21 protein-coding genes and 1 riboswitch are annotated in these 25,068 nt (G+C 68.6%); of the genes, 18 read left to right on the top strand and 3 right to left on the bottom strand.

Going from position 1 to position 25,068, the window contains the following annotated elements; genetic code table 11:
• The first annotated feature begins 59 nt into the window (after positions 1–59).
• From MLE27_RS05550 to MLE27_RS05575, 6 genes are all read left to right on the top strand, one after another.
• Positions 60–2,063 carry a molybdopterin-dependent oxidoreductase gene (locus tag MLE27_RS05550; RefSeq protein WP_243310921.1) on the top strand — a complete coding sequence of 668 codons (2,004 nt, stop codon included), beginning with the start codon at positions 60–62 and terminating at the stop codon, positions 2,061–2,063.
• Between the two features lie 47 nt (positions 2,064–2,110).
• Positions 2,111–3,076, top strand: coding sequence for a CobW family GTP-binding protein (locus tag MLE27_RS05555; RefSeq protein WP_243310922.1), 966 nt, complete (start codon positions 2,111–2,113; stop codon positions 3,074–3,076).
• On the top strand, positions 3,073–4,107 hold the full coding sequence (locus MLE27_RS05560) for a WD40 repeat domain-containing protein (RefSeq protein ID WP_243310923.1): 1,035 nt from the start codon (positions 3,073–3,075) through the stop codon (positions 4,105–4,107). The genes MLE27_RS05555 and MLE27_RS05560 overlap by 4 nt, the downstream gene beginning before the upstream one ends.
• 2 nt (positions 4,108–4,109) lie before the next feature.
• Entirely contained in the window at positions 4,110–5,213 is a 1,104-nt protein-coding gene (locus MLE27_RS05565; RefSeq protein ID WP_243310924.1) for a lytic murein transglycosylase, read from the top strand.
• A 163-nt stretch (positions 5,214–5,376) separates the two neighbouring features.
• Positions 5,377–6,663 carry an HD-GYP domain-containing protein gene (locus tag MLE27_RS05570; protein ID WP_243310925.1) on the top strand — a complete coding sequence of 429 codons (1,287 nt, stop codon included), beginning with the start codon at positions 5,377–5,379 and terminating at the stop codon, positions 6,661–6,663.
• Between the two features lie 43 nt (positions 6,664–6,706).
• Complete coding sequence (locus MLE27_RS05575; RefSeq protein ID WP_243310926.1) at positions 6,707–8,494, top strand: SulP family inorganic anion transporter; 1,788 nt, start codon at positions 6,707–6,709, stop codon at positions 8,492–8,494.
• Between the two features lie 9 nt (positions 8,495–8,503).
• Here MLE27_RS05575 and MLE27_RS05580 read toward each other — a convergent pair whose 3' ends face one another.
• Both MLE27_RS05580 and MLE27_RS05585 read right to left on the bottom strand, forming a co-directional pair.
• Positions 8,504–9,301 carry a GGDEF domain-containing protein gene (locus tag MLE27_RS05580; RefSeq protein WP_243310930.1) on the bottom strand — a complete coding sequence of 266 codons (798 nt, stop codon included), beginning with the start codon at positions 9,299–9,301 and terminating at the stop codon, positions 8,504–8,506.
• Between the two features lie 112 nt (positions 9,302–9,413).
• The gene (locus tag MLE27_RS05585) at positions 9,414–10,700 is read right to left on the bottom strand and encodes a M48 family metallopeptidase (RefSeq protein WP_243310931.1); all 1,287 of its coding nucleotides are present in this window, start codon (positions 10,698–10,700) and stop codon (positions 9,414–9,416) included.
• A 189-nt stretch (positions 10,701–10,889) separates the two neighbouring features.
• On the opposite strand from MLE27_RS05585, the gene MLE27_RS05590 reads away from it, so the two are divergent.
• Positions 10,890–11,246 (top strand): hypothetical protein, encoded by a 357-nt coding sequence (locus tag MLE27_RS05590; RefSeq protein ID WP_243310932.1) that lies wholly within the window; start codon positions 10,890–10,892, stop codon positions 11,244–11,246.
• Positions 11,247–11,836: 590 nt separating this feature from the next.
• On the top strand, positions 11,837–12,307 hold the full coding sequence (locus MLE27_RS05595; RefSeq protein WP_243310933.1) for a hypothetical protein: 471 nt from the start codon (positions 11,837–11,839) through the stop codon (positions 12,305–12,307).
• A gap of 74 nt (positions 12,308–12,381) precedes the next feature.
• On the opposite strand, the gene ilvD is transcribed toward MLE27_RS05595, so the two are convergent.
• Positions 12,382–14,043 carry a dihydroxy-acid dehydratase gene (gene ilvD, locus MLE27_RS05600; RefSeq protein WP_243310934.1) on the bottom strand — a complete coding sequence of 554 codons (1,662 nt, stop codon included), beginning with the start codon at positions 14,041–14,043 and terminating at the stop codon, positions 12,382–12,384.
• A gap of 248 nt (positions 14,044–14,291) precedes the next feature.
• Between ilvD and MLE27_RS05605 the strand changes: the two genes are divergently transcribed.
• The 10 genes from MLE27_RS05605 (at position 14,292) to MLE27_RS05650 (ending at position 24,996) form a co-directional block, all read left to right on the top strand.
• Complete coding sequence (locus MLE27_RS05605; protein ID WP_243310935.1) at positions 14,292–16,274, top strand: response regulator; 1,983 nt, start codon at positions 14,292–14,294, stop codon at positions 16,272–16,274.
• Positions 16,271–17,449, top strand: coding sequence for a homoserine O-acetyltransferase MetX (gene metX, locus MLE27_RS05610; protein ID WP_243310936.1), 1,179 nt, complete (start codon positions 16,271–16,273; stop codon positions 17,447–17,449). The genes MLE27_RS05605 and metX overlap by 4 nt, the downstream gene beginning before the upstream one ends.
• Positions 17,450–18,046, top strand: a complete 597-nt coding sequence (gene metW / locus MLE27_RS05615) for a methionine biosynthesis protein MetW (protein ID WP_243310937.1) — start codon at positions 17,450–17,452, stop codon at positions 18,044–18,046.
• A 109-nt stretch (positions 18,047–18,155) separates the two neighbouring features.
• Positions 18,156–18,337, top strand: a riboswitch (cobalamin riboswitch).
• Between the two features lie 137 nt (positions 18,338–18,474).
• Entirely contained in the window at positions 18,475–19,377 is a 903-nt protein-coding gene (locus MLE27_RS05620) for a sirohydrochlorin cobaltochelatase (protein ID WP_243310939.1), read from the top strand.
• A gap of 36 nt (positions 19,378–19,413) precedes the next feature.
• Positions 19,414–20,430: a FecCD family ABC transporter permease gene (locus MLE27_RS05625; RefSeq protein WP_243310947.1), complete on the top strand. Its 1,017-nt coding sequence runs from the start codon at positions 19,414–19,416 to the stop codon at positions 20,428–20,430.
• Positions 20,423–21,205 (top strand): ABC transporter ATP-binding protein, encoded by a 783-nt coding sequence (locus tag MLE27_RS05630; RefSeq protein ID WP_243310949.1) that lies wholly within the window; start codon positions 20,423–20,425, stop codon positions 21,203–21,205. Before MLE27_RS05625 ends, MLE27_RS05630 begins: the two co-directional genes overlap by 8 nt.
• Positions 21,205–22,071 (top strand): ABC transporter substrate-binding protein, encoded by an 867-nt coding sequence (locus MLE27_RS05635; protein ID WP_243310951.1) that lies wholly within the window; start codon positions 21,205–21,207, stop codon positions 22,069–22,071. The genes MLE27_RS05630 and MLE27_RS05635 overlap by 1 nt, the downstream gene beginning before the upstream one ends.
• On the top strand, positions 22,068–22,772 hold the full coding sequence (cobI, locus tag MLE27_RS05640; protein WP_243310954.1) for a precorrin-2 C(20)-methyltransferase: 705 nt from the start codon (positions 22,068–22,070) through the stop codon (positions 22,770–22,772). Before MLE27_RS05635 ends, cobI begins: the two co-directional genes overlap by 4 nt.
• Before the next feature lie 215 nt (positions 22,773–22,987).
• Entirely contained in the window at positions 22,988–23,878 is an 891-nt protein-coding gene (locus MLE27_RS05645) for a flagellin N-terminal helical domain-containing protein (RefSeq protein ID WP_243310955.1), read from the top strand.
• A gap of 227 nt (positions 23,879–24,105) precedes the next feature.
• Positions 24,106–24,996 carry a flagellin N-terminal helical domain-containing protein gene (locus tag MLE27_RS05650; RefSeq protein ID WP_243310961.1) on the top strand — a complete coding sequence of 297 codons (891 nt, stop codon included), beginning with the start codon at positions 24,106–24,108 and terminating at the stop codon, positions 24,994–24,996.
• Positions 24,997–25,068: the final 72 nt, after the last annotated feature.

The raw sequence follows: 25,068 nt of genomic DNA on the forward strand, positions 1-25,068 counted from the left end.
CAAGGCCGCCCGACTGGGGGGCGGCTGGCGGTTTCGGGCCGTTTGGGCTAGGGTCGCCCATGCGCGCGACCGAAAACACCCGTTCCATCGTCACCACCTGCACCCGGGACTGCCCCAGCTGTTGCGGCCTGCTGGCCGTGGTGGAGGAGGGCCGTCTCACGGCCATCAAGGGCAATCCGGCCCATCCGCTGAACAAGGGCGGCTGCTGCGGCAAGATGAAAGCCTACGTGCGCCGGGTCTACAGCCCGGAGCGCGTCACCAGCCCCATGCTGCGCATGGGCGACACCTGGCGGGCCATCGGCTGGGGCGAAGCCCTGGACCTCTGGGCGGACAGGATCAAGGCCTTCGCGGCCGAGTCCGGGCCGGAGTCCATCCTGCACTATCAGGGCTACGGCGAGCGCACCGCCCTCACCATGCTCAACGAGCGCTTCTTCGCCCACCTGGGCGGGGTCACGGGCCTGGCGGGCTCGCTCTGCTCGGGCACGGCCTACGCGGCCATGGCGCAGGATTTCGGGGTGCGCGTCTCCCACGACCCATTGGACCATCTGAACTCACGCACCATCATTCTCTGGGGCCGCAACCCGGCGGTCACCCAGTTCAACATGACCCGCATCCTGGCCGAGGCCCGCAAGCGCGGCGCGGATATCTGGCTGGTGGACCCTGCCGCCACCGAAAGCCTCACCCTGTGCTCGCGGCACATCCAGCCCCGGCCCGGTGCGGACGTCCACCTGGCCCTGGGCGCGGCCCGCGCCGCCCTGGAAAACGGCTGGGTGGACCAGGCCTTCGTGTCGGAGCGGGCCACGGGGTTCGAGGCCTTCCGGCGCATCGCCATGGAGGCCACCGTGGAAGAGCGCGCCGCCCTGGCCGGCGTGTCCCCGGCGGACGTGCGCGCCCTGGCAGGAGCCATGTGGCACGCCAAGCCCGCCGCCATCCTGCTGGGCTGGGGCATGCACCGCCACGTGGACGCCCACCTGGGCGTGCGGGCCGTCGACGCGCTCTCGGCCATGACCGGCAACGTGGGCCTGCCCGGCGGCGGCGTGAGCCAGGGCTTCGAGGAGTACGGCCCCTACGACCAGTCCGCCTGGGGCTTTGATCTGCATCCGCCCCGGCGCAGGCTGCTCATGGCGCGCATCGGCCGGGAAATTCTGGACGCAACGGACCCGCCCATCCGCATGATCGTCACCAGCGCGGCCAACCCCGTGTGCATGGCCCCGGACAGCGGCGTGGTGGCCGAGGCCTTCGGAAGCAGGGAGTTCGCCGTGCACCTGGGCCACTTCCTGGACGACACGGCCCGCCTGGCCGACCTCTTCCTGCCCTGCGCAACCTATCTGGAGGAGGACGACGTGGTGGCCGCCTACGGGCACAACTACCTCGGCCCGGTGAACAAGGCCGTGGAGCCAGTTGGGGAGTGCCGCCCCCAGTTCGACATCTACCAGGACCTGGCCGGGCGCTTCCCCTTCGCCGGGGACTACGTGCGCCCCAGGGACGAATGGCTGCGCGCGCTGTGCAAGCCTTTTCTCGACAAGGGCTTCACCCTGGAAGAACTCAGGCGCGGACCCCAGCGCGACCCGGACGCCCCCATGGCCCCCTGGGCCGAGGGGCCTTTCGCCACGCCGGACGGCAGGTTCCGCTTCCTGGACGAGGCCCCCTCCCGCCCCGTGGCTGATCCGGGCCTGCCCCTGTGGCTTCTGACCATCGGCAGCGCGGAACACCTCTGCTCCGAGCTGACCCTGGCCGAACACGCCCCCCTGCCCACGGCGCGCATCCACCCGGAAACAGGGACCGCCCTGGGCCTGGCCGACGGCTCGCCCGCGCTCCTGCACAACGCCCAGGCCGACGTGGCGGTGCTGGTGACATTCGACGCGGCCCAGCGCCGCGACGTCTGCCTGTGCGCCCGCGGCGGCTGGCTGGCCGCCGGGCACGGCCTGAACCGCCTGGCCCCGGCCCGGGCCAGCACGTTGGGCTCGGGCACCCCGTACTACGAGACGCGCGTCACCCTGCGCCCGCTGCCGCCAGGCTCCGCCCAGGGGCAGCCGGTTGACAGGGGACCCTCCGGGAACTAGCGTCCACCGGTTTTCCACAGCAATAACGCCCACGGAGGCTCCGTTTTATGCTCCCCATTCCGGTTACGGTTCTCACCGGCTATCTCGGCGCGGGCAAGACCACGCTGCTCAACCGCATCCTCACCCAGGAGCACGGCAAGCGCTACGCCGTGATCGTCAACGAATTCGGTGAGGTAGGCATCGACAACGAGCTCGTGGCCCACAGCGACGAGGAAATCTTCGAGATGAACAACGGCTGCATCTGCTGCACCGTGCGCGGCGACCTGATCCGCATGGTGGGCGGGCTGATCCGCCGCAAAGGGCAGCTCGACGGCGTCATCATCGAAACCACGGGCCTGGCCGACCCCGCGCCCGTGATCCAGACCTTCTTCCTGGACCAGGAAACCAAGGAGCGCACCGCCCTGGACGCCGTGGTCGCCGTGGTGGACTCCCGCCACTTCCAGGGCCAGCTGGAGCGCAGCGCCGAGGCCCGCGAGCAGGTGATCTTCGCGGACGCGGTGATCCTCAACAAGTGCGACCTGGTGGACGAGGCCGGGCTGGAGGAGGCCCGAGCGCGCATCCGCGAGCTCAACCCCTCGGTGGAGATCATCCCGGCCACGCGCTGCGACGTGCCCCTGGAGAAGGTCATGGGGCGGCGCTCCTTCGACCTGCTGCGCCTGCTGGACATCGAGCCCGAGCTGCTCGACGAGGGCGCGCACGAGCACAGCCACGGGCACGTGCAGTCCGTCTCCCTGGTTTCGGACAAGGCCGTGGACTTCGAGCGCTTCAAGAAGTGGATCGGCGAGTTCCTCAACGCCCAGGGCCAGAACGTCTACCGCTGCAAGGGGATCCTGCATCTGCCGGGCGAGAAGCAGCGGCTGGTGTTCCAGGGGGTGCACATGCTCATGGAGATGGGTTTCGGGATGCCCTGGAAAGAGGGCGAGCAGCGCGGCAGCAAGGCCGTGTTCATCGGCCGCGGCCTGGACAGCCTGGCCCTGCAGATCGCCTTCCGCGACTGCCTGGTGACGTCATGACCGCCGCCAGGGAGCTGGGCTCCGGCATGCTGGAGTGGGACCTGGGTGCCTACCCCGAGCGCGCCGCCTTCAGCGCGGACAGCGCGGAGATGGCCTTCGCCCTGGGCGACGGGCGCATCGCGGTCATCGACCTGGACGGCCTGGAGGCGCGCTTCCGCGCCCCGCACGAGGGCGGCTCCTGCATGTCCCTGGCGGCGCATCCCAAGGGCGGCTGGCTTTCCGGCGGCGACGACGGCAGGCTGGTCTACACCTCGCCCGCCGGCGAGTGCACCGTGGTGCATGAAGTCCCGGGGCACTGGCTGGAGGTCATGGCCGTCAGCCAGGACGGCGGCACGCTGGCCGTGGCGGCCGGGCGCACGGTGCTGGTGTTCGACCTGGGGCTGGGCTCCATGACGGAGTACGGCCCGCACCAGGGCAACGTCTCCGGGCTGGCCTTCAGCCCGGCCGGGGGCATCCTGGCGGCCACCCACGTGGGCGGCGTCTCCCTGTGGGACCTGGACGAACCCTCCGAGCCGATCTTTCTGGAGCTGCGCGGCCTGAACCTGGCCCCGGCCTTCTCCCCGGACGGCAACTTCCTGACCTGCGGGCACCAGGAGAACGCCATCCACGTGGTGGACCTGGCCTCGCGCAAGGTGTTCCAACTGGGCGGCCTGCCCGCCAAGCCCGGGCAGCTGGGTTGGTCGCTGGACGGGCGCTACCTGCTGCACACCGGAACCCGGGCCGTGGTCTGCTGGCCCGTGCCGGAGTGCTTCAGCCAGAACCCGGAGCCCGTGGCCTTCGCCGTGCAGGAGGAGGCCCGCATGACCGCCCTGGCCGCCAACACCCGCATCCCCTTCGCGGCGGCCGGGTTCGGCGACGGCACGGTGCTCCTGGCGGAGCTCAAGCGCTTCACGGCCTTCCCCCTGGGGCTGGACCCGGTGTCGCCTGTCTCCTGCCTGTGCTGGAGCGGGGCGGGGCTGCATCTGGCCTGCGGCATGGAGGACGGCCGCGCCGCCCTGCTGGACCTGGGCAAAATGCTCTCGGAGGGTTGAACATGAAACGATTCATCCTGCTCATCCTGCTCACAGCCGCGTGCGTTCCGGCTACCGCCCAGGCGGCCGAGTTCGACGCGGTGAAGACCCGCCTGACGGCCGACGGCATCCCGGCGGCCCAGGTCAAGGCGGCGTTCTCCAGGCCGGACGTGCGCTTCAGCGTGGACCCCATGGGCAAGAAGCTCCTGGAGATGTACACCTCGAAGTTCGGCTCCGACGTGGTGCGCGAGCTCCAGAAGCGCTTCACCGAGCTGGGCTACTTCAGCGGGCCCGCCAACGGCAGGCCGGACTACCTGTTCCGCAGCGGCGTGCGGGCCTTCCAGCGCGAGCACGGCATGCCCGTGGACGGCCGCTACAGCCTGGACATGCTCACCCTGGCCCAGCAGGAGCAGGCCAAGGCCCCGCAGCAGGTGCAGGACGACCTCAAGGCCCTGGCCGCCAGCGGCCCGCCGCAGATGTACGAGGCCATCATCACCCCCGAGCGCCTGGGCGAGGCCAAGGAGTTCTACCTGGCCAACAAGGCCGTGCTGGACGAGGTGCGCCAGCGCTACGGCGTGCCCCCCGAGGCCACCGTGGGCCTGCTCACCGTGGAGACGCGCGCGGGCAAGTTCCTGGGCGACAACCTGGCCCTGAACAACCTGGCCAGCATGGCCGCCAGCTCCAAGGCCGCCACCGTGATGAGCGTGTTCGCGGGCGAGAAGGTGACCCCCGAACGCATGGCCTGGCTCGATTCCAAGGCCGCCGAGAAGGCCGCCTGGGCCTACTCCGAGCTCAAGGCCCTGTTCACCTACGGGGAGCGCAACAAGCTCGACGTCGCGGCCATGCCCGGCTCCATCTACGGGGCCATCGGGGTGAGCCAGTTCATGCCGTCGAGCCTGTTGCGTTTCGGCGTGGACGGCGACGGGGACGGGGTGGTGGACATCTTCAACGTGCGCGACGCCGTGAACTCCATGGGCAACTACCTGCGGGCCCACGGCTTCACCGGCAACCTCGAGGACGAGGCCACGCTGCGCGAGTCCCTTTTCCGCTACAACCACTCCGAGACCTACGTGAACACGATCATGGCCGTGGCCCACTACCTCAAGGGGGGGCAGGCCCTGCCCTAGGCCCTTTCCCCATGCTGACGGCGGGCCTGCTTCGTTTCACGCGATACGGTTCGCCCGTCGCCGGAAACAGCTCCGTGAGTATTGTGTCGCGCGAGGCATACTGCTATGATAGACGCCTCATAAATTCATCCTTTAACGGTCGGGGTTGGCGCGGGCGGACGGCATGAGCATGTGGATTCCCCTGGAGGAGCTCAAACCTGGCATGTTTGTCAGTTCCTTCGACCTTTCCTGGTTCCGCCATCCCTTCGTTTCCTCGCGCCTTGGCGTCATCCGGGACCAGCGGCTCATCGACGAGCTGCAGCGCCTGGGTGTGCGCCACGTAGAGATCGACCCCGCCCGAGGCAGCAAGGGCGGGGCGGCCTGCCATGCCGGCCAGGCCACGCCCGACGCCTTCGAGCACACCACCGAAGGGTTCGGCCCCCCGCCCCGCTTCGACCCGCCGCAGGCCGGGAGAACCGAGCCCGCCGGCGCCACGGCGGACCTGCCCCCGGTGCCGCCGCCGACCGACCCGGCCCGCACGGCCCGTTTCGCCCGCAAGCTCTTCGACCAGGCCATGCGCTCCACGCGCAAGCTCACCCGGGGCGTGGTCGGCGGCGAGCAGTTGGACGTGGACGAACTCAAGGACCTCGTGGGGCACCTGATAAGCTCCGTGCACACCAACGAAGACGTGCTGCACAACCTCCTGCTGCTCAAGAGCTTCGACGACTACACCTACACGCACTCCGTGAACCTCGCCGCGCTGGGCGTGCTGTTGGGCGAAGCCATGCAACTGGATCGCAACGCCCTGGAGATCGTGGGTTTGGCGGGCATCCTGCACGACGTGGGCAAATGCCTGGTGCCCAAGGAGCTCATCGCCAAGCCCGACAAGCTCACCAAGGAAGAGTTCGAGGTGGTCAAGCAGCACAGCCGCCTGGGCCACGAGCACCTCAGGGCCCAGAAAGGGGTCGACCCCCTGGTGCTGCGCGCCACCCTGGAGCACCACGAGCGCATGGACGGCAGCGGTTATCCGCACGGCCTCAAGGGTGACGCCATCCATCCGCACAGCTACCTGGTGAGCATCGTGGACGTGTTCGACGCCATCACCTCCGACCGGGTGTACCACGGGCGGGTTTCGGCCCACACGGCCATTCGCACGCTCTTCAAACAGCGGGACAAGGCCTTCCCCAAGGACATGGTGGACCTGTTCATCAAGCGCATGGGCGTGTTCCCGGCCAACAGCGTGGTGCAACTGCGCAACGGCTGCTACGCCGTGGTCTCCCGCCAGATCGAGGGGAGCCCGCTGCACCCCGAGGTGATCGTCATCTGCGACGAGAACCGGGTTTCCGTGCCCAGGCGCAGGGTCAACACGCGCAGGCTCTGCGAGGAGATGGGCCGCAAGGAGTTCGAGATCGAACGCAACGTGGAGCCCGAGGAGATGACCTGCCCCTTCCTGTCGCAGGGCGGCGCGTAGACTGTCCGAACCCCCGGTGTGGCGGGCGCAGATCGGAGGCCGCATGCTGACATCCGGCGCTGTGGCGGAGTTCATCCGCAAATCCGTCCATCTCCCTGGGTGCTGCTCCTGGCGGGGCGCGGTCAGCAAAGCTACGCTCCGGGCGGACCTGATGGCCGGGCTCACCGGAGCGGTGATCGTTCTGCCGCAGGGCATCGCCTTCGCCATGATAGCCGGGCTGCCCCCCGAATTCGGGCTGTACACCGCCATCGTCCCCACGGCCCTGGCCGCCGTTTTCGGCTCCTCCCTGCATCTGATCTCTGGGCCCACCACGGCCATTTCCATCGTCATCTACGCCAACCTCTCGGCCATGGCCGAGCCGTTCTCCGCGCCCTACATCGCCCTGGCCCTGGGCCTGACCCTGCTCACGGGGGTCTTCCAACTGGCCTTGGGCCTGGCGCGCATGGGCGGTCTGATCAACTTCGTGTCCCAGTCCGTGATGACGGGCTTCACCATGGGGGCGGCAGTGCTCATCGGCCTGGGACAGCTCGGGAACATGCTGGGCGTGGAGCCGCCCAAGGGGCCGCTGCACAAGCTGGTTGCCGCCCTGCCGGACATGATCGGCCGCGCGGAACCCGCCACGCTGGCCGTGGGCGCCGCCTCCCTGTGCGCGGCCCTGCTGTGCAGGCGTTTCGCCCCCAAGTGGCCAGCCCTGCTGGCCGGGATGCTGGCCGGGGGCCTGCTGGCAACCGTCCTGGGCGGCGAGGAGGCGGGCATCCGCATGGCCGGGGCCCTGCCGGGCGGGCTTCCGCCGGCATCATGGCCGCTCGGGGCATGGTCCTCCCTGGGCGATCTGGTCCCCGGCGCGCTGGCCGTGGCCATGCTGGGCCTGGCCGAGGCCGTGTCCATCGCCCGGGCCGTGGCCGCGCGCACGGGCCAGCGCCTGGACAACAACCAGGAGTTCTGCGCGCAGGGCATCTCCAACCTGGTGGGGAGCTTCTTCTCGTCCTATGCCTCCTCGGGCTCGTTCACGCGCACCGGGGTGAACCTCCAGGCCGGGGCCAGAACGCCGGTGGCGGCCATCGTCTCCGCCGCGGCCGTGGCCCTGGCCGTGCTGCTCATCGCCCCGCTCACGGGGCGGCTGCCCCTCGCGGCGGTGGCAGGGGTGCTGCTGGTGGTGGCGGGCGGGCTCATCCACTGGCGCGACATCGAGCGCATCTGGCGCACCAGCCGCCTGGAGGCGCTGGTGATGGTGCTCACGGCGGTCTCCAGCCTGGCGGTCAACCTCGAGTTCGCGCTCTTCGCCGGGGTGATGCTCTCGCTGCTGTTCTACCTCAACCGCACCGCGCACCCGCACTTCATCGTGCTGGCCCCGGACCCCTCGGGCAGGCGCAGGCGGCTGGCCAACGCGGCGGCGCGCAACCTGCCGGAGTGCCCGCAGATCAAGATCCTGCGGCTGGACGGCTCCATATTCTTCGGCGCGGTGAACCACATCTCGGAGGAGCTGCACCACATCCTGGCGGCCAGCCCGGGGCAGAGGCACGTGATCGTGGTTGCCAGCGGGGTGAACTTCATCGACGTGACGGGCTGCCAGATGGTCTTCCAGGAGGAGACCTCCCTGGTCAAGGAGGGACGCAGGCTCTACCTGTGCTCGCTCAAGGGCGAGGTGCTCGACACCCTGCGGCGGGGCGGGTGCATGCAGGGCCTGGGCAAGGGGGAGGTGTTCGGCAGCAAGTCCGAAGCCGTGCGTGAGGTGCTCAAGAATATCGACTACGACATCTGCTGCCGCTGCGAGGCCAGGGTGTTCACGGAGTGCGCGGGCATCTCACAGGGGTATTGCCCGCTGGAGTAGGGGGCCTGCTCAGCAGGAATTGTCTTCGGTGATGCGGTCCTTGCCGGTGCGCTTTGATTCGTACATGGCCATGTCCGCCTTGTGCAGGATGGTCTCCAGGGATGCGCTGTGGTCCTGGCAGGAGACAGCGCCCACGCTGCATGTCAGGGGCCAGCCGTTCTCGCGCATGGCCCTGAGGACCATGTTGTGGATCTTGTCCGCCACTGTTCGGGTTTCCTCCGGCCCGATCTCGGGCAGGAGCACCGCGAACTCGTCGCCGCCCAGCCTGGCCACCAGGTCGATGGAGCGCACGTTCTTCACGATGGTCTGGGCGATGACCTGCAGGGCCTTGTCTCCGGTGAGGTGGCCGCGGGTGTCGTTGAGTGTCTTGAAGTTGTCCGCGTCCACGATGAGCAGGTTGAGGGGTTTGCCGAAACGCCTGCAGCGATCCAGCTCCAGGGTGGCCGCCTCGTAGAAGTGCTTGCGGTTGGCGATGCCGGTGAGCTCGTCGGTGCGGCTGGCCCTGGCCTCCTCCAGGTAGGTCTCGTGCAGTTCGCACAGCAGCCAGGCGAAGCTGGCGAACACGAGGAAGGTGATGAAGAAGTTGGAGTAGAGCGAAAACGCTGAGCTGACGACCTCCCCCGAGAGGATGTCGGTGATTGTCCGCGATGCGGAGCAGGCCAGGCTCGTTACCAGGCCGCCGCGCAGCCCCGTTGAGACCGTGGCCACGAAGACCGGCAGCAGGTACAGTATGGCAACGCTTATTTCATAGGTGGTCAGGTAGTCGAGGTACCCCACCACGCCGAGCATCAGGATGCACAACAGCACACTGCGGCACTTCCCCAGATTGGGCAGCTTGACCAGTATGGCTTCCCGCAGCAACCGCCTAGTTCTTGATGACATTCTTTACTAATAATGAATATTGTGACGATGTTCAATTTCAATTGTGAGTGGGCATGCCCGCTTCACCGGCGCGGGCCGCATCCTCCAGCCGCCGGACGCGCTCCAGCACGGGCGGATGGGTGTAATGAAGCCAGACGGCGAGGGGGTGCGGATTGAGGTTGGCAAGATTGGCCACGCTGAGCTCCTTGAGTGCCCCGGCCAGGGCCTTGGCGCGTTCGGGGCTGTCGGCGGCGAAGGCGTCGGCCTCGAACTCGAAGCGCCTGGAGAGGGCGTTGGCCGAGGCCGCCAGCAGCAGGGCCAGGGGCTGATAGGCCAGGGCGAACACGGCCAGGCCAACGTGCACCGAGGGCTGCGCCACCCCGAACGCAAGTTGCAGGGGGGCGCTGGCCAGCATGGCCTGGAGCACGGCAAGCAGCAGGCCCGTTTTGAGCATGGCCGTGACGAACCCTTTGAGGATGTGCCTGCGCAGGCTGTGCCCCACCTCGTGGGCCAGCACCGCCACCACTTGTTCGTGTGACAATCTGTCCATCAAGGTGTCGTACAGACTGATGCGCTTCTTCCGGCCAAGCCCCGTGACGAAGGCGTTGGCCTTGGCCGAGCGGCGCGAGCCGTCCATGACGAAGATGCCGTCGAGCCCGATGCCGTGCCTGGCCGCAAAGGCCTCGATGGCGCTGCGCAACTCCCCTGGCGGCAGCGGGGTGAAGCGGTTGAACAGGGGCAGCAGCCAGGCCGGCCCCAGCCAGAGCATGAGCGCCGTGAACCCCGCCACCACGCCCCAGGCCGCCAGCCAGGCCGCCGAGCCCAGGCGCATGTAGGCCCAGATCACCCCGGAGACGAGTGTGCCGCCCAGGATGGCCCCCAGGGCCAGGCCTTTGAGCCGGTCGGCGATGAACAGGCCCGGCGTTGTGCGGTTGAAGCCGAAGCGGGCCTCCAGCCGGAAGGTTGCGTACACGTCGAAGGGCAGGCTCAGGACGGCCTGGGCCAGGGCCAGCCCGCCCAGGAAGGTCAATCCCACGCCCAGTTCCCCCAGGCCCAGCCGCCCGGCCAGGCCGCGCGCCAGGGAGTCGGCCCAGCCGATGCCCCCGGCCAGCACGAAGGCGCAGGCCAAAAACGTATCGAAGCTCTCGCGCAGTTGCTCCAGCCGGGCTCCGGCGCGCATGTACTCCTGGGAGCGGCGGTACTGGCCGGGGTCGAACACGCCTTCGAATTCGGGCGGGATGACGTCGCTCAGGCAGCGGAGGTTGAGCCGCCGCGCCAGCCCGGTGACAAGATAGCTCAGCACCAGCGCCGAGAGGACGAAGAGGGTTGGGCCGTTGAGCAGCAAGCGGGACTCCTTGCGAGCGGGGTTGTCCGGGGGAGATATACCCGGCCGGGCCTCCCGGCAACCGGGCCAGGGTTTCAAATTGTTAACCCGTGGCGAGGGTGCGGGCGGCGATCAGGCGTGCTATCGTACCCGCAGAGGACGCCCGCCGGGAAGGAAATGGTTCCGCTCCGGCGCGCGCGGGAGATATCCATGCGAATGAGCACGGCAGCATTGGCGGCGTTGGCCCTGTGCCTGGCTTCGACAGCCACGGCGCAGGCCCGCAAGGTCTACGTCTACGAACCTCCGGCGGTGATCGTCACCCCAGGCTACCCCCCGCCGCCTCCGCCGCCCCCGCCTCCGGTCCGGGTGTACCGGGTGCCGGTGGTCAACTACTGGTACTACCCGGCCTGGAACGTCTACTGGGACCCGGTCGCCGGGATGTACTGGTCGCGCCAGGGCAGGCACTGGGTGCTGGGCGGCCTGCCGCCGCAGGTGCATCCTCACCGTCTGGGCCGCTACTACGTGGTGCCCGCCGAGGAAGGCAGGCCCTGGAAACGGATGAAGTAGCCGCTCCGAGAGAACTCAAAGGCCCCTCCCTTGCGAGGGGCCTTTCTTGTTTCAGGGCTTCACGTCTGACCCGCAACACCCAACCCGGCCCTGGCCTGTCCCGTCCCGGCCCAGCGTCGCCGCCTTGCGCAACCAGACACGCCGTTTGTGCAGGCATCTGCACTTCGCGCTGCACAAGCCCCTTAACCTGTGTTGATATCATGGAACATTTCCGTGGCATCAACCATGCAGAGGCAGCCGCGCCCACAATGTGGGCGCATGACAGGAGGATACGGTCGTGTTGCACTTCGCTGTTTTGACGATCCCGATGGAATTGCTGCTGACGCTGCTTTGGGTCTCGACCTGGGCAGTGGCCATGATATGGCTCATTAACAGGAATGGAACGAAGGCCCGGGCCGCTGCGCGCTCGGGTGCGCCCGCCGGCGCCGGAAACAGGGCCGTTACGGGTTCGTCGGCTTCGGGGGCCGCAAGGATCGGGCCCGGAACAGGGTTGCTGCGGTGATCGCGGCCCCGAAGGCTGTCCGGGCGCATTGTTCCGGTACGAAATGATCCGCTATGGGAGGCGTTCTCCCAAAGGAGGAATACGAGGCATGACGATGATATCCCAACACGTGAAAAAGGTCGTGGCGGTGTGCCTCGCCCTGTTGCTGGTGAGCTCCCTGGCCTTTGCGGGCATGGGCGGCGGTGGCGGAGGCGGTGGTGGATCCGGTGGAGGGGGCTCCGGCGGTGGCGGCGGAGGAGGCGGACACAGCTCCTCCGGCGGCATGGGCGGGGGCAACTCCGGCGGCGGCATGGGGGGCGGCATGGGCTCCGGCAGTTCCGGTTCAGGCATGGGCTCAGGATCGGGCATGGGGTCTGGCATGGACTCGGGCGCGGGCATGGGGTCTGGCTCCATGATGAACGGCTCTCCCGGCATGGGCACCCCCGGGCAGATGCAGCCCCAGGACATGCCCGGCCAGATGCAGCGGCAGGACGAACCCAGCCACCTGCAGCCCCGGAACATGCAAGGCCGTCCCCCGGCAAGCGGCGGCCAGCAGCCCGGCCAGCAGCCGGGCCAATAGTATCGCGCCGCCCGGCGCGGCATAAAAAAAGCCCGGCGCAAGCCGGGCTTTTTTCGTTTCAGGGCTGGCGCAGCCTATTTCATCGCGGCCCCGTACGCGGCGGACTTCACCGAGCGGGCGTAGCGGCGCAGCATGCGCGAGGGCAGGGGCTTCTCCACGGGCTTGAAGGCCGCGCGGCGGGCCGCCATCTCCTCCTCGGAGACGAGCAGCTCCAGCTTGCGCGCCGGGATGTCGATCTGGATCTTGTCCCCGTCCTTGACCAGGCCGATGGGGCCGCCCTCGGCCGCCTCGGGCGAGATGTGCCCGATGGCCGGGCCGCGCGTGCCGCCGGAGAAGCGCCCGTCCGTGAGCAGGGCCACGTCCGAGCCCAGGCCCATGCCCATGATGGCCGCCGTGGGGGAGAGCATCTCCCGCATGCCGGGGCCGCCCTGGGGGCCTTCGTAGCGGATGACGATGGCCATGTCGGGCTTGATCTCCCCGGCCAGGATGGCCGCGTAGGCGGTCTCTTCCGAGTCGAAGCAGCGTGCGGTGAGGGTGCGCTGCATCATCTCCGGGGCCACGGCGGACTGCTTGACAACCGCGCCTTCCGGGGCCAAGGAGCCGCGCAGCACGGCGATGCCGCCCTTCTCGGAGTAGGGGGCCTTGTCGCGGATCACGTCCTCGTCGGCGATGACGGGCTTGATCTCGGCCAGGTTCTCGCCAACGGTCTTGCCGGTGACGGTCATGAGCGAGGTGTCGATGAGCCCGCGCTTGGCCAGGGCCTGCATCACGGCGGGGATGCCGCCGGCGCGGTGCAGGTCCTCGATGTGGTGGTGGCCTGCGGGCGAGAGCTTGCAGACGTTGGGGGTGCGCGCGCTGACCTCGTCGAAGATGTCCAGGGTCAGGTCCAGGTCGGCCTCGGCGAAGATGGCGGGCAGGTGCAGCACCGTGTTGGTGGAGCAGCCCAGGGCCATGTCCATGGTCACGGCGTTGGCCACGGAGGCCTTGGTCACGATGTCGCGGGGCTTGATGTCGCGGGCCAGCAGCTCCATGACCTTCATGCCCGCGTACTTGGCCAGGCGCACGCGCGCGGCCGTCACCGCCGGGATGGTGCCGTTGCCGGGCAGGGCCAGGCCGATGGATTCCGACAGGCAGTTCATGGAGTTGGCCGTGAACATGCCCGAGCAGGAGCCGCAGCCCGGGCAGGCCTTCATCTCCAGGTCGCAGAGCTGCTCCTCGTCCATCTCGCCGCGCTTCACGCGGCCCACGGCCTCGAACACGCTGATGAGGTCCACCGGGCCGCCCGCGGAGGAGCCCGCCAGCATGGGGCCACCCGAAATCAGGATGGAGGGGATGTTCAGCCGCAGCATGGCCATGAGCATGGCGGGCACGGTCTTGTCGCAGTTGGGGATCATCACCAGGGCGTCGAAAGGGTGCGCCGTGGCCATGATTTCGATGGAGTCCGCGATGATTTCGCGGCTGGGCAGCGAGTAGCGCATGCCCGCGTGGTTCATGGCCAGGCCGTCGCACACGCCGATCACGGGGAATTCCATGGGCGTGCCGCCGGCCATGCGCACGCCGGCCTTGGCCGCGTTGGCGATGGTGTCGAGGTGCAGGTGGCCGGGGACCACCTCGTTGGCGGAGTTGACTATGCCGACCAGGGGGCGGTCGATTTCCTCTCGGGTCAGGCCGAGAGCGTGGAGCAGGGAGCGGTGGGGGGCTTTCTCCAGCCCGCCGGTCATGAGTTTGCTGCGCATGGCGGCTCCTGGGAGTGGGATGAGCCGTGGATAGCCCCAAAGCGGCGCGAAGTCACCCCCCAGGGCATGAGGAAGGAAATAAGGGCTGATGGCAGGAAGGAGCAATTCTTAAAAAGCCTTAACAAACAGGAAAAAAAAGCCGGAGCTCTTTCACTACGCCTCGGTTTGGGATACGTTCGAAATAATCGCGCCAGAGATTGCCCCGCATCGCAATGCAGTGTGACCTGCTCGCTCAAGAGGTTGTGTTCATGGCTACAGAATCATTTGAATCAGAATTCGCTGACCGCGTTCCGTCGGAGACTCCCTACGCCCGTTCGCAATGGGAGGAGGCTCCGGTGGGCCTCGCTGCCACTGACCAGGACGGCGCATTGCTCCGGGTAAACTCCCGGATGGGGGAGATGACGGGCCTCTCGCCAGAAGCCCTGGCGGGCGCGCCCCTGGAGGCCTTCCTCTCCAGCTCGGGCGAACCCTTGCAGGATATGCCCGTCAAGGCGGCCCCGACCCGCAGGCTCTCCCTGCGGACCTCCTCCGGCAGGGAGATCCCCGTGGCGGTGCGCTCCGTGCCTGTGCGCTCCGGAGATCAGGAGCAATTCCTGTGGGCCCTGATGGAGATCCCCGAGGCAGGCATCGGGGAATGCCGCACGGAGCTGCTCCGCGAGCGCGAGGAGCACGGCCGCGCCGCCAGCTTCAGGAGCCGCTTCCTGACCAACGTCAGCCGGGAGATGCGCACCCCCCTGAGCTCCATCCTGGGCATGGTCCGCCTGCTGCTGGACAGCGAACCCACCCAGGCCCAGCGCGACATCCTGGAGGACATGGAGACGGCCGCCTCTTCCCTGCGTTTCGTCATGGACAACCTGCTGGACTACACCGACACCGAATCCGGCAACGACGTCCACGCCGCCTCGGATTTCGACGTGCGCCAGGTGCTCGAGGCCGTGCTGGAGGCGTTCTCCCGCGCGGCCAGCCGCAAGGGGCTGGTGCTCTCTCTGGAGGTCGCGCAGGATGTGCCGTCGAACGTGCGGACCGATCAGGCCCGGCTGCGCCAGGTTGCGGCCTGCCTGCTGGACAACGCGGTCAAGTTCACCTCCGCAGGTAAGGTCGCCGTGCGCGCCAGGATGGAGACCCCGGGCCTGCTCGTGCTGGAAGTTGAGGACACCGGCATCGGTCTGGACGAATACGGCATGTCCGCGCTGCGGGACGCCCCGGCCAGGGCGGCCCTCCTCGGCCGCTGGCGGCACCCCGGCGCGGGCCTGGGCCTCGCCGTGTGCAAGCGCCTGCTGGAGGCCATGGGCGGCGCCATCTCGGCCCGCAACGCAATAGGCGGCGGGGCGGTGTTCACCTGCATCATCCCGGTGGGGCTGAGCGAGCAGGACGCCGATGGTCCCGCCCACGAAGCCTCGGAGGCCCACCAGTTCCAGACGGGCGGCGGATCGAAGGCCTCCCTGCGCATCCTGCTGGCCGAGGACAACGCGGTGAACAGGCGCTTCACCACCAAATTCCTGATCCAGCGCGGGCACAGGGTCACGGCCGCCGAGAACGGGCGGGCGGCCCTGGACGCTCTGGCCCGCGACGTCTTCGACATCGTGCTCATGGACATCTCCATGCCCGAGATGGACGGCATGGAGGCCACCCTGGCCATCAGGGGCCACGACGGCTCCCGGTTCGACCCGCGCATCCCCATCGTGGCCGTCACTGCCCACGCCATGCGCGGCGACGAGGAGCGCTTCCTCGAGGCGGGCATGGACGCCTACCTCTCAAAACCCCTGGACCTGGAGCATTTCGAGCGCGTCATCCTGGAAGTCTGCTCGGTCTCAGTGGCCTGCCCCGCCGAAGCGGAAAAGGCCCCGGCAAAACAGGCTGAAACCGCGGCCCCCGCCCCGAGAGGGGGAGAACCGTTCGACACGGCCCAGCAGGCCAGGCGCTTCGCCAACATGGGCGACATCCTGCCGGAGCTGCTGGCCCTGTTCGTCAAGAACTGCGGCTCCACCCTCGATTCGTTGCGCGCGGCCATGGAGGGGGGCAATCATTCCGAAGCCGTCCGCGCCGCCCACACCCTCAAGGGCATGGCGGCCGTGGTCTGCGCCACGGGCGTGGAAGCCGCGGCCCAGGCTCTGGAGAAGGCGCTCTCGAACCAGCCGGGCGAGAATCACGGTCACCTGTGCGAGCGCCTGGAACTCCAGGTGGCGCTGGCCATGAACCATTTGCGTGCGCCAATAGGCGGCCCCAGGTGAGCGAATACGCCGAGCACGACCTGGACGCCGCGGGCGTGGGCCTGGTGGAGAAGCGCCTCTTCACCTTCGCCCAGGATGAGCCCATGCCCCTGGAGAGCGGCGCCGTCATCGGCCCCGTGACCCTGGCCTACGAGACCTACGGCGCTCTGAACCCCGACGGCTCCAACGCCGTGCTGGTCTGCCACGCCCTCACCGGCGACAGCCACGCCGCAGGTGTCTACAGCGGCTCCGACCCCAAGCCGGGCTGGTGGGAGGTGATGATCGGGCCGGGCAAGGGCATCGACACCAACCAGTATTTCGTCATCTGTTCCAACGTGCTGGGCGGCTGCATGGGCTCCACCGGCCCGGCCAGCGTCGACCCGGCCACGGGCCAGCCCTACGGGCCGGACTTCCCGGTGCTCACCATCGGGGACATGGTCAGGGCGCAGAAGGCCCTGCTGGACCACCTGGGCGTCAAGCGCCTGCTGGCCGCCGTGGGCGGCTCCATGGGCGGGATGCAGGTGCTGGAGTGGGCCGCGCGCTACCCCGACAGGCTCGTCTCCGCCATCGCCCTGGCCACCGCGCCCCGGCATTCGGCCCTGCAGATCGCCTTCCACGAGGTGGCCCGCCAGGCCATCGTGGCCGACCCGGACTGGAACGGCGGCCGCTACTACAGCTGCTGCAAGCCCGCCCACGGCCTGGCCGTGGCCCGCATGATCGGGCACATCACCTACCTCTCGGACGAGGCCATGCGCCACAAGTTCGGCCGGGGCCTGCAGGACAGGGCCGACTTCTCCTTCAGTTTCGACGCCGACTTCCAGGTGGAGTCCTACCTGCGCTACCAGGGCCGCAAGTTCGTGGAGCGCTTCGACGCCAACTCCTTCCTCTACATCACCCGCGCCGCCGACTACTTCGACCTGGGCGCCACCCACGGCAGCGGCTCGCTCACCAAGGCGTTCTCGCGCGGCAAGGCCCGCTTCCTGGTGGTCTCCTTCAGCTCGGACTGGCTCTACCCCACCTACCAGTCCCGCGAGCTGGTGCAGGCCCTCAAGCGCGCCGGAAAGGACGTGAGCTTCTGCGAGATCGAGGCCCACTGGGGGCACGACGCCTTCCTGCTGGACAGCCCCCGCCTGGCCGGGCTCATCTCCGGCCACCTGGAGCGCACCAGCCGCGACCTGGCCAGGGGGATTCTCTAGATGCGTTACGATCTCGACCTCATCGCCTCCTGGATCGCACCGGGATCGCGCGTGCTGGACCTGGGCTGCGGCCAGGGCGAGCTGCTGGAATACCTGCACCAGGCCAAGAACGTGCAAGGCTACGGCGTGGAGCAGGACGAAGCCAAGGCCGCCGAGGGCATCGCGCGGGGCGTCTCCATCCTCCAGGGCGACATCACCCTCGAGGTCATGGACTACCCCGACCACTTCTTCGACTTCGTGGTGCTCTCCCAGACCTTGCAGCAGGTGGCCGAGCCCCTGGAGCTCATCCGCCAGATGCTGCGCGTGGGCCGCAGGGCCGTGGTCAGCTTCCCCAACTTCGCCCACTGGCGCGGCCGCTGCCAGATGTTCTTCCAGGGCCGCGCCCCCGTGACCCCGGAGCTGCCCTACGAGTGGAACGACACCCCCAACATCCGCGTCATCACCCTGGTGGACTTCAAGCGCTTCTGCGTGCGCCACTCCATCCCGGTCATCGAGGCCGTGGCGGTGAAGACCGAGCCCTCGGCGCGTACGGGCCTGATCCTGAACTGGCTGCCCAACCTGCGGGCGACCAACGGAATATTCCTGCTGGGAAGATAGGAGAGGGGGGATGCCTCCGGCGGCCGAAGGGAGTTCCTCCCTTTGGAATCCGTTTTAGCTTCGCGTTTTACCCGCGCCGCCCCCTTCATTGACATCCCCCCTCCGACCGGATAGCGCAGGCCCCACAGGTGCCCAGCAATGGGAGAATAGGGAATCCCGTGCAAATCGGGAGCGGTCCCGCCGCCGTAAGTTCCATGCGTGTCCGCCCCTTCGCGCGCCACTGGGGTATCCCCCGGGAAGGCCGGGGCGGACGGAACGAGCCGGAAGACCTGCCTGTGCCTCACACCATGCTTCCAGCAGGGCAACGGGCTATTGCCGTGCATGGATCCCAGAAGGGCGAATGCGGGCCGCTTCTTCATCCGGAACCGGGTGGAGGGCGGCCTTTTCTTCTCCCTTCCAACTAGCCGCAAAGCGATGGAGTATCCGTTATGACCCTCGTGAATGCGCATGCCTTCCGCAGATGTGCGACGCTCATCCTCGCCCTGGCGATCCTGGCCGCGGGGTGCGGCCTCGCGGCCGCCCACGGCGAAGGCAAAAAGGCCGACAAGAAGGGCGTTCTGCTGGTGGCCTTCGGCACCAGCGTCGAAGGCGCCGACGGCGTCTACGCGAACATCGAGAAAAAGGTCCGCGAGGCTCTGCCCGGCGTTGAAGTGCGCTGGGCCTATTCCTCCAAGATGATCCGCCACAAGCTCGCCAAGGAGAAGAACGCCCGGCTGGATTCCCCGGCGGAGGCCCTGGCGAGGATGATGGACGACGACTTCTCCCAGGTGGTGGTGCAATCCCTGCAGACCATCCCCGGCGAGGAGTTCCACGCCCTGCGCGAGACGGCCCAGGCCTTCTCGGGCATGCCCAAGGGCATGAGGCAGGTGGTGGTCGGCTACCCGCTCCTCGCCACCACCGCCGACCTGGAGAAGGCGGCCGAGGCCCTGCTGGCCGGCGCGCCCGAGGCCCGCAAGCCCGGCGAGGCGGTGGTCTTCGTGGGCCACGGCACCAGCCACCCGGCCAACGTGTATTACGCCGGGCTGCAGTACCACCTCTGGAAAAAGGACCGCGCGGCCTTCGTGGGCACGGTCGAAGGCGCGCCCACCCGGGAGGACGTCATCCGGGAGCTGAAGCAGGCCGGCATCAGGAAGGCTTATCTGGTCCCGCTTCTGGCGGTGGCCGGGGACCACGCCCGCAACGACATCGGGGGCGACGAGCCCGGCTCCTGGAAGTCGGTCCTCACGGCGCAGGGCGTGGCCTGCGAGCCCGTGCTCAAGGGCACGGCCGAATACGGCGGCGTTGTGGACATCTGGGTGGAGCACGTGAAGCAGGCCTTCGAGCGCCTGTAAGAGCCCATGCCCCGGAAGGGGAGGGCGGGGAACCGCATGAGGGGAGTCGAACCGCTCCTGGCGCTGTGCGTGGCGCTCACCGCCCTGGCGGCCGCAGCCGCCGGGGCCGTGCCCGTGCCCGCCGCCGACGCGGCGCGGGTGCTGGCGGGCAAGCTCCTGGGGCAGGAGGGCTGGCTGGCCGGGGTGCCCGCCATGAGCGTGGCCCTGGTCTGGGACGTGCGCCTGCCGCGCATCGCCTGCGCCCTGGCCGTGGGCGGCTCCCTGGGCCTCTCCGGGGCGCTGTTGCAGGGCGTGCTGCGCAACCCCCTTGCGGATTCCTACACTTTGGGGGTCTCGGCGGGCGGAGCCTTGGGGGCCTGCCTGTGCCTGCTGGCCGGGTTCACGGGCCTGGGAGCGTTGTCCGTACCGGCATGGGCCTTGGCCGGTTCGCTCGGCGCGCTGGCGGTGGTGCTGCTCATGGCCCGAGCCGGGGGCGGCTTCGACGCCGTGACCCTGGTGCTGGCCGGGGTGATGGTGGCCGCCACTCTCCAGGCGGGCATCGGGTTCGTGAAGTTTCTGGCCGGTGAGAACGTGGCCGGGCTGGTGTTCTGGCTCATGGGCGGCTTCTCCGCCAAGACCTGGGCCGAGACGGCGATCGCCTGGGCCGGATTGGGGCTGGCCCTGCCGGTTGCCCTGGCCTTCGCCCGCGACCTGGACGCCCTCTGCCTGGGCGACGAGCAGGCCGCGGCCCTTGGAGTTGCGGTGGAGCCCGTGCGTCTGGCCCTGCTGGCGTCCGCCGCCCTGATGACGGCCTGCTCCGTGGCGGTCTCCGGCATCATCGGCTTCGTGGGCCTGATCGTGCCGCACATGGCCCGCATGGGCGTGGGGCCTGGGCATTTGCGGCTGCTGCCCGCCTCCATGCTGGGGGGGATGCTGCTCCTCTTGGGGGCGGACACCCTCTCCCGCGCGGCCCTGGCCCACGAGGTGCCCGTGGGCGTGCTCACGGCGCTGCTCGGCGGCCCGTATTTCTGCCTGCTGTTCCTGCGCGGGCGGGGAGGGCGCGCCAATGGTTGAGGGGGGGGCTGAGCGCGCGCTGCTGGAGGCCAGGGGCCTCACCGTGGAGCGCGGCGGCCGCGCCGTGCTGCGCGGGCTGGACGTGGCCCTGGCTTCGGGCGAGGTGCTGGGCGTCATCGGCCCCAACGGGGCGGGCAAGACGACCCTGCTGCGCTGCCTGGCCGGCCTGCAGGCCCCGGCTTCGGGCGAGGTGCTGCTGGAGGGCCGGTCCATCCAGATGGTCCCCCGCAGGGAGCTGGCCCGCACCGTGGCCTATTCGCCGCAGGAGACAGAGGACCGCTTCGGCTTCACCGTGCGCCAGGCCGTGCTCATGGGCCGCCATCCCTGGCTGCCGCGCTTCGGCCCCACGCCGGACGAGGAGTGGGAGGGGGTGGGGGCGGCCCTGGCCGCGCTCGACCTGGAAGGCCTGGCCGAAAGGCGGGTCACGGAGCTTTCCGGGGGCGAGAAACGCCGCGTGGCCCTGGCCCGCACCCTGGCCCAGGGCGGGCGCGCCGTGCTGCTGGACGAACCCGCAGCCGGGCTGGACATCCGCCACGCCATCCTGGCCCTGCGCGTCTTTGCGCGGCGGGCCTCGCGCGACGGAGCGGGGGTGGCGGTGGTGCTGCACGACCTCAACCTGGCGGCCATGTTCTGCGGGCGGCTGCTCCTGCTCCAGGAGGGCGGGGCGGCGGCCTGCGGCCCGGTGGCCGAGGTACTGACCGAGGAGAACATAGCCCGCGTGTTCGGGGTCCGCTCCAGGATGGACGGGGGGCACGTGCGGTTTCTGGAGGCTTGATGCGTTTTGTGCTGGCTTGCGCCATCGCCTTGTTTTGCATATTGCCGGGCCCGGCCCGCGCCGGGGATTCCCCGCGCGTGGTCAGCCTTTACGCGGCGCACGCAGAGAACCTGGCGCTCATGGGTGCGGCGGGCGTGCTGGTGGGCGTGAACGAACCCATGGGCAACCTGCCCGTGCTCTCCGCCCGGGACGGGGCCGAGGCCATCGCGGCCCTCAAGCCCGACCTGGTGCTGGCCCGGCCCATGCACCGCACCATGCAGCCCGGCTTAATCGAGCAGCTGGAGCGCCTGGGCGTCAAGGTGGCCTGCCTGCAGCCCGCCTCGCCCTCGGAGCTGGAGCCCTACTGGCTGGAGCTGGGCAGGCTCACCGGGCACGAGGCCCAGGCCCGTGGGATGGCCGAAGCCTTCCGCCGCGAGCTGGCGGCGCTGGAGGCCGTGGTCGCCAAGGTGCCGGAGGGGGAGCGCAAACGCGTGTATTTCGAGTCCATCCACCGCCAGATGAAGACGGTGAGCCCGGGCTCCATGGCGGCCTTCGTGCTGGAGCGCGCCGGGGGGATCAACGCCGCCCCGGACGCCGAGCCCGTCTCCGGCAGCAACATCGCCCTGTTCGGGCTGGAGCGGCTGGTGGCCGAAGGGGACCGGGTGGACGTGTATTTGGCCCAGAAAGGCCCCATGAACCCGGTGAGCGTGGAGGAGATCGCGGCCACGCCGGGCCTCTCCGGGCTCAAGGCCGTGCGGGAGGGCCGGGTGTATCTGGTGGACGAGGCATTGACCAGCAGGCCCACGCCGCGCCTGGCCCAGGGGGCGCGGCAGGTGGCCATGCTTTTGTACCCGCAATTGTTCGGAACAGACGGAGTGGCGAAGTGAGTTCGACCGGAACCTTGCATGCCGTGGGCGTTGGCCCCGGCGACCCTGACCTGCTGACCATCCGGGCCGTGAAGGCCCTTGGGGCCTGCGCCGTGGTGTTCGCGGCGGCCTCCACCAAGAACGACCACTCCCTGGCCCTGGCCATCGCCTCCCCGCACATGCGCCCGGACACCCCGGTGGTGTCCCTGGGTTTCCCCATGACGCGCGACCAGGCCGTGCTGGAGGCCGCCTGGGAGGCCAACGCCCGGGCCGTGCTGGACGTGCTGGACCAGGGGCGCGACGCGGCCTTCATCACCCTGGGCGACCCCATGACCTATTCCACGTTCCTCTACCTCTGGCGCACCATCAAGGCCATGCGCCCGGACGCGCGCGTGGAGGTGGTGCCGGGCGTCAGCTCCATCCAGGCCGCGGCGGCGGCCGCCGGGGTGGGGCTGGCCGAATCCGGCGAGAACCTGGCCGTGCTCTCCGGCGTGGACGACCCCGTGCGCCTGCGCCGCGCCCTGGAGGCCTGCGACAGCGCGGTGATCCTCAAGGCCTACCGCAGCTTCCCCATGCTGCGCGAGCTGCTGGGCTCCATGGGTCTGGCGGACAAGGCCGTGCTGGTCAGCCGTTGCGGCCTGCCAGGCGAGGCCATCGTGCGCGGGCTTGCGGAGGCGGGCGAGAGGCCGCCGTATTTCTCGCTGATTCTGGTGAAAAAATAATCAGACAATAAAGCAAGTTAATGCGGCATGTTACGGGCCGGGCGGGGTGCAGACCCCGCCCGGCCCGCCGTTTTTTCGGCGAGAGGCCCTAAAGAAAAGGCCTGTCGCGTTCGATAAGCGCTTCAGAAAGGGTGCACTAGAGCGCGACGCCCTTCCGGGGGGAGGGGAGAAGTCGTGCAGGCAAGGATGCCACCACTATTCAAGGAGGAATCGCGATGTCACTGGTAATCAACCACAACATGATGGCGGCGAACGCCACTCGCAACCTGTCCAACTCTTACGGCAAGCTGGCGGTTTCGACCAGGCGCCTCTCTTCGGGCCTGCGCGTGGGCACGTCCTCGGACGACGCGGCCGGCCTGGCCGTGCGCGAGCTGATGCGCGCCAACATCGCCTCGCTCAACCAGGGCGTGCGCAACGCCAACGACGCCGTCTCCATGATCCAGACGGCCGACGGCGCGCTGGGCGTCATCGACGAGAAGCTGATCCGCATGAAGGAGCTGGCGACCCAGGCCGCCACCGGCACCTACACCTCGGACCAGCGCCTCATCATCGACTCCGAGTACCAGGCCATGTCCTCGGAGATCACCCGTATCGCCAAGTCCACGGACTTCAACGGCATCTACCTGCTCAACGGCAACCTCTCCGGCACCACGCACTCCGGCACCGGCCTGGTTCCCACCGGCAAGCTCAAGGTGCACTTCGGCAACAACAACTACTCCGCCTCCGACTACTACTACGTGCAGATCAACTCGGCCACGGCCTCGTCCCTGGGCGTGGGCCAGGGCGCGGGCGCGGGCAAGGCCGGGCGCTCCATCTCCACGCAGGATCTGGCCCAGAAGGCGCTCTCCGCCCTGAACAAGGCCATCGTCTCCAAGGACAAGATCCGCGCCAACCTGGGCGCCCTGCAGAACCGCCTGTCCAACACGGTGCAGAACCTGCAGATCCAGGCCGAGAACCTGCAGTCCGCAGAGTCGCAGATCTCCGACGTGGACGTGGCCACCGAAATGACGGAATTCACCCGTCAGCAGATCCTCACCCAGTCCGCCGTGGCCATGCTCGGCCAGGCCAACAACCTGCCCAAGATGGCCCAGCAGCTTTTGGGATAAAAGAGGGAACGAGAGCCTCCCTCTCCTCCGTTGGCCGGGGTGTTACGAGCGCCCCGGCCTTTTTTTATGTTTTCTGACCCCGTGAGGGCTAAAGCTTTTCGGGATTCCGCCGATTAGAGGCGCGGATCATCCCCCTGAAACCCGGTCCGGTTGTTCGGCGCCGGGGGATTGGCCGGGGGGATGGAAACAAGGCAAGGACGCCGCTTACCATTCACGGAGGAATCACCATGGCTCTCGTAATCAACCACAACATGATGGCGATGAACGCGTCCCGCAACTTGTCGAGCTCGTACGGCAAGTTGGCTGTCTCCACCCGCCGCCTGTCCTCAGGCCTGCGCGTGGGCACCGCTTCTGACGACGCGGCCGGTCTGGCTGTCCGCGAGCTGATGCGCGCGAACATTTCTTCGCTCAACCAGGGCGTCCGCAACGCCAACGACGCCATCTCCATGATCCAGACCGCCGACGGCGCGCTCGGGGTCGTGGACGAAAAGCTCATCCGCATGAAGGAACTGGCGACTCAGGCCGCTACGGGCACCTACACCTCTGACCAGCGCCTCATCATCGACTCCGAGTACCAGGCCATGGCCTCGGAAATCACCCGTATCGCCAACGCCACGGACTTCAACGGCATCTACCTGCTCAATGGCAACCTCTCCGGCTCCACCCACTCCGGCACCGGCCTGGTTTCCACCGGCAAGATGAAGATCCACTTCGGCACCAACAACTACTCCGCCTCCGACTACTACTACGTGCAGATCAACAGCTCCACGGCTTCGTCCCTGGGCGTCGGCGCGGCCGCCGGCGCGGGCAAGGCCGGGCGCTCCATCTCCACGCAGGATCTGGCCCAGAAGTCCCTGGACGCCCTGAACAAGGCCATCGTCTCCAAGGACAAGATCCGCGCCAACCTGGGCGCCCTGCAGAACCGCCTGTCCAACACGGTGCAGAACCTGCAGATCCAGGCCGAGAACCTGCAGTCCGCAGAGTCGCAGATCTCCGACGTGGACGTGGCCACCGAAATGACGGAATTCACCCGTCAGCAGATCCTCACCCAGTCCGCCGTGGCCATGCTCGGCCAGGCCAACAACCTGCCCAAGATGGCTCAGCAGCTGCTCGGCTAGTACTGGCGAGCTTCCAGGCATCCGGCAAAGCCGGGCCGCTCAGCGGCCCGGCTTTTTTTTCGCCGAATCCCG

The sequence above is a fragment of the Fundidesulfovibrio agrisoli genome, from assembly GCF_022808715.1.
GTDB lineage: Bacteria > Desulfobacterota > Desulfovibrionia > Desulfovibrionales > Desulfovibrionaceae > Fundidesulfovibrio > Fundidesulfovibrio agrisoli.